Source organism: Pseudomonas sp., assembly GCF_050739995.1.
Lineage (GTDB): Bacteria > Pseudomonadota > Gammaproteobacteria > Pseudomonadales > Pseudomonadaceae > Aquipseudomonas.
Map to the genome: position 1 here is coordinate 1 of NZ_JBOICG010000562.1, position 3251 is coordinate 3251.

4 protein-coding genes, 1 tRNA gene and 1 pseudogene are annotated in these 3251 nt (G+C 60.0%); 1 reads left to right on the forward strand and 5 read right to left on the reverse strand.

Annotated features, from left to right (window positions below; genetic code table 11):
• The 5 genes and pseudogenes from ACRESD_RS18610 to ACRESD_RS18630 all read right to left on the reverse strand — a co-directional run.
• Positions 1-311: pseudogene (locus ACRESD_RS18610) on the reverse strand (hypothetical protein); the annotation flags it as partial.
• 82 nt (positions 312-393) lie between these two features.
• The gene (locus ACRESD_RS18615; protein WP_431752256.1) at positions 394-966 is read right to left on the reverse strand and encodes a hypothetical protein; all 573 of its coding nucleotides are present in this window, start codon (positions 964-966) and stop codon (positions 394-396) included.
• Between the two features lie 18 nt (positions 967-984).
• Positions 985-1212, reverse strand: a complete 228-nt coding sequence (locus ACRESD_RS18620) for a RebB family R body protein (RefSeq protein WP_003187543.1) — start codon at positions 1210-1212, stop codon at positions 985-987.
• Positions 1213-1304: 92 nt separating this feature from the next.
• On the reverse strand, positions 1305-1847 hold the full coding sequence (locus tag ACRESD_RS18625) for an RNA polymerase sigma factor (protein WP_431752257.1): 543 nt from the start codon (positions 1845-1847) through the stop codon (positions 1305-1307).
• 87 nt (positions 1848-1934) lie between these two features.
• Positions 1935-2651, reverse strand: a complete 717-nt coding sequence (locus tag ACRESD_RS18630; RefSeq protein ID WP_431752258.1) for a Crp/Fnr family transcriptional regulator — start codon at positions 2649-2651, stop codon at positions 1935-1937.
• 207 nt (positions 2652-2858) lie between these two features.
• Here ACRESD_RS18630 and ACRESD_RS18635 point away from each other — a divergent pair.
• Positions 2859-2935: transfer RNA gene (locus ACRESD_RS18635), tRNA-Arg, on the forward strand.
• The last annotated feature ends 316 nt before the right edge of the window (positions 2936-3251 follow it).

Sequence of the window (3251 nt, forward strand, 5' to 3'; positions counted from 1 at the left end):
CCGCCGAGCTTGTCGAAATAGAACTGCTTGGCCGCGACCGTAGCGGCTTCGCCCAACTCAATGTCCGCACAGGAAAACACCATGGCCGAACGCGGTGGCTTTTCCAGGCTCAGGTCGGTCAACGACAGGCCACTGCCAACGCTTTCAATCACCAGCGTGTCGCTTACCGCAATCGCCGGATGGACCACATTCAGGTACGTCGTGTCCTGGGCAAACACCTTGGCCTTGACCAACTGTCCAGCCTTGATAAAGGCCCGCGTCGCGCTGTCTTCTTCCTGTTTTACCGAAAAAATAATATCTCCAGGCTGCATGATGTCGCTCCTCATTTAAGAAAAGTTGCTTTCAAGTTGCTGTTGCACCGTTGCGGAAGAACTCCGGAACGTCGTGCTCGTCTCAGGCTGCTGGCGCAGCCCGGTTGGCCAGGGTGTCGGCGTACTTGGCGATACTCTGGTCGATCTTGTCGATGGCCACACTGGCGGCCTCGGCCTCCATCGCACCGGCAGCGGCGGCCACGGCGGCAGCGGCGCCCACCAGCAGGTCGGTGGCCAGCGCGCCCAGTGCGTCCTCGGCGGCGCCTTTCACATTCTCCTGGAGGATGTTCTCGGTCATTTTTTGCAGCAGCACGGCCTGGGCCGCCAACGCGATCTTGCTGACCCCGTCGAAATACCCCGCGCCCGCCTGCGCCACCAACCCGGCCGCCTGGCTGATCATCATGTCGGCCGGCACCGCGATCTGCGCCGGTGCATAGGCAAAGTTCTGCGAGTTAGTGAACTGCACCGCCTGCACAATCTGACTGTTGAGGGCCGCCGTGCTGTCGGGCGACGGCGTGCTCGCCTGGTTGAGCAGATGCTCGTTCATCCGCGCCATGATGGAGCGCGAGGCCGGGGTGGCGGGCGCTGGCGCAGGTGGATCGGCGGCGGGCGTTGCTTGCGGGGCGGCGGGTTTCTTTCGGCTGAACCACGACATGATCGATCTCCCCAGGGCTCAGCCCTTCTCACCAATCTGCATGATCAGCGCCACCGCCTTGGAGATCACCGCATTGGAAATCTGGTTCATCGCCTGCTGGCTGTTGACCGCGTTCTGCAACGACAGGCCCGCCGCACTGCTGGCCACCTGATAAAGCGACGCAATGGCCTGGGCCGGCGCCTCCGCCACCACCTTGACGTTGGTTTGGGTTACCGCGTCGGTGATCTGGCTGTTGACCTCTGTCATACATCTCTCCTTGATGGAATTCACCCGTCAGGGGTGGTGGCGTGACGTGCTCATAAACTAGAACGCCTCACACCGACGTCTGTGAATGAAGTTCAGCGCAAGGCACTGCGCAGCAATTGCACGCGCTTACGCACCAGCGGCAGCTTGACTTGAAGGGCGGCGGCGATTTGCGGGTACGGCAAGTCATCGACAAAACGCATCTCAAACAAGCGTTGCTGCGCGATCGGTAACTGCGCCACATGCGCCTCGACCTGTTCCAGGCGCTCATAACATTCCACCCGGTCCAGCACCGAGGCGCAGGGCGCGGCGAGCACGGCCAAGTGGTCGTGCTCAAGGTCGATCAGATGATCGAACAGCAACCCCTCGCGCTTGCTTCGCCGCAGGCTGTCGAGAAACACATGGTCGAGCACCAGAAAAAGAAACCCCTGGGGGTCGCGAATACGCTCCGGCGAACGCCGGAAAAACAGCAGCGCCTTTATCGCCGTGGCCGATAACCACTCCTGGCCCTGATCCTGATTCCCCTTGGCACGCCGCAGTGCGCGACGCTTCAGCTCGCCCTGTACTGCGCGCCAACTCGCTTCAAACAAACGGTCATCAGCGACCCATTGATCCTTGAACTGAACAGTCATCCCCATCGCAAGCACTCCTGTGCATCCTTGATGAAGGGCCAGTTTGCGAGGCATCAACAGGGGCGCGCTGTTACCTGGGGAACACCGTGGCGACTAATTCAAGGCAAATGCCTTGCGCCGCAAATGCTCAAGATCGTTGATCACCATCCGCTCCAGACTGCCGCTGATCAAACCGCTGCGGCGCCACAATTGCAGTTGAACATTGAGCTTGGGGCGACTGGTGTTGAGCATGGACGCCAACACACCCTGGCTGGCGGGCAGTGACACGCAGGGCATAGCGAGGGCCAAGTCGATGTCGCGCATATTGGCCAACAGGAACCGCGCCAGCCGCGACTCCAGCCGATGCAGGCAGACCAATTCGAGCAATTCGATGGCATGCAGCAGGCGCACCATCATCAGCATCAACAAGCGCCGCAGAAACACCGGCTCCTCAAACAGCAGCGCAAAATGCCGACGGCTCAGTTGCAGCAAGCGGGTCGGGCCGCTGGCAAAGGTCGAAGATTCACGGCCATGGTCCTTGATCAACGCCGTCTCACCCACCACCTGCCCGGCCCCCATACTGCCGATGATCTGTTCCCGGCCGTCGGGGCCGTGGACCACCGAATAGATCCGCCCCTCCACCACCAGCGCAATGAACTCGAGGGTGTCGTCCTTGAAATAGAGCAGTTCACGATCATCCAGGGTGCGCTCCACCATATGAGTGGCGACGTAGCACAAGAGCGGCTCCGGTAAACCTCGAAATAAATCGGAGCGGGCAAGCAGGGTTTGTCTCAGCGGGAGATCGAGCATCACGGTTCCTTTGGAATGCATGCGTTCACCTGGCCAGGGGAAGAGAATTGCGGCGCGACCGCCATGCGGAAGCCACAAGAGCAAAGCAAACAAAGGGACGTACGGTACGAGGAGTTGTGAAAGATAATGGCAAATAGCCGCCTTTCCCGGTAACGCAGCCTACTATCGCCAGTGAAAACACCGGAATGGACGCATCTGGCCGACATGGGTATGATGTCGCCCGCACAAGCATCCGTAGCTCAGCTGGATAGAGTACTGCCCTCCGAAGGCAGGGGTCGTGGGTTCGAATCCCGCCGGGTGCACCATCTTCTTTCCCTTGGATTACAAGGGAATAGCACTCCTGACAAAAACCTTTCCTAGTCCCGAAAGTCGTTTTTTCCGCCTATTTGCCGCACTTGAACGTGGCAAACATGGTCGAAAGGACTATCCAGCCCCGCGCAAACCTTCGAAACCCAATCCGACGTCCAAGCCTGGGCACGCGTCCGGAAATCAAACGCCTGGAAGCGCTCACACACCCTCCGCTGGCAACACGCATCGTTGCCACCCTCACCTCCTCTGACCTTGCTCGATACCGTGGCGAGGTACGGGTGCGTGGGAAATTCCCTACAGACCCCTGAGAAC

Coding starts and splice junctions, on each gene's coding strand:
- ACRESD_RS18615 (WP_431752256.1), bottom strand. CDS start 966: ATGTCGTGGTTCAGCCGAAAGAAACCCGCCGCCCCGCAAGCAACGCCC.
- ACRESD_RS18620 (WP_003187543.1), bottom strand. CDS start 1,212: ATGACAGAGGTCAACAGCCAGATCACCGACGCGGTAACCCAAACCAAC.
- ACRESD_RS18625 (WP_431752257.1), bottom strand. CDS start 1,847: ATGGGGATGACTGTTCAGTTCAAGGATCAATGGGTCGCTGATGACCGT.
- ACRESD_RS18630 (WP_431752258.1), bottom strand. CDS start 2,651: ATGCATTCCAAAGGAACCGTGATGCTCGATCTCCCGCTGAGACAAACC.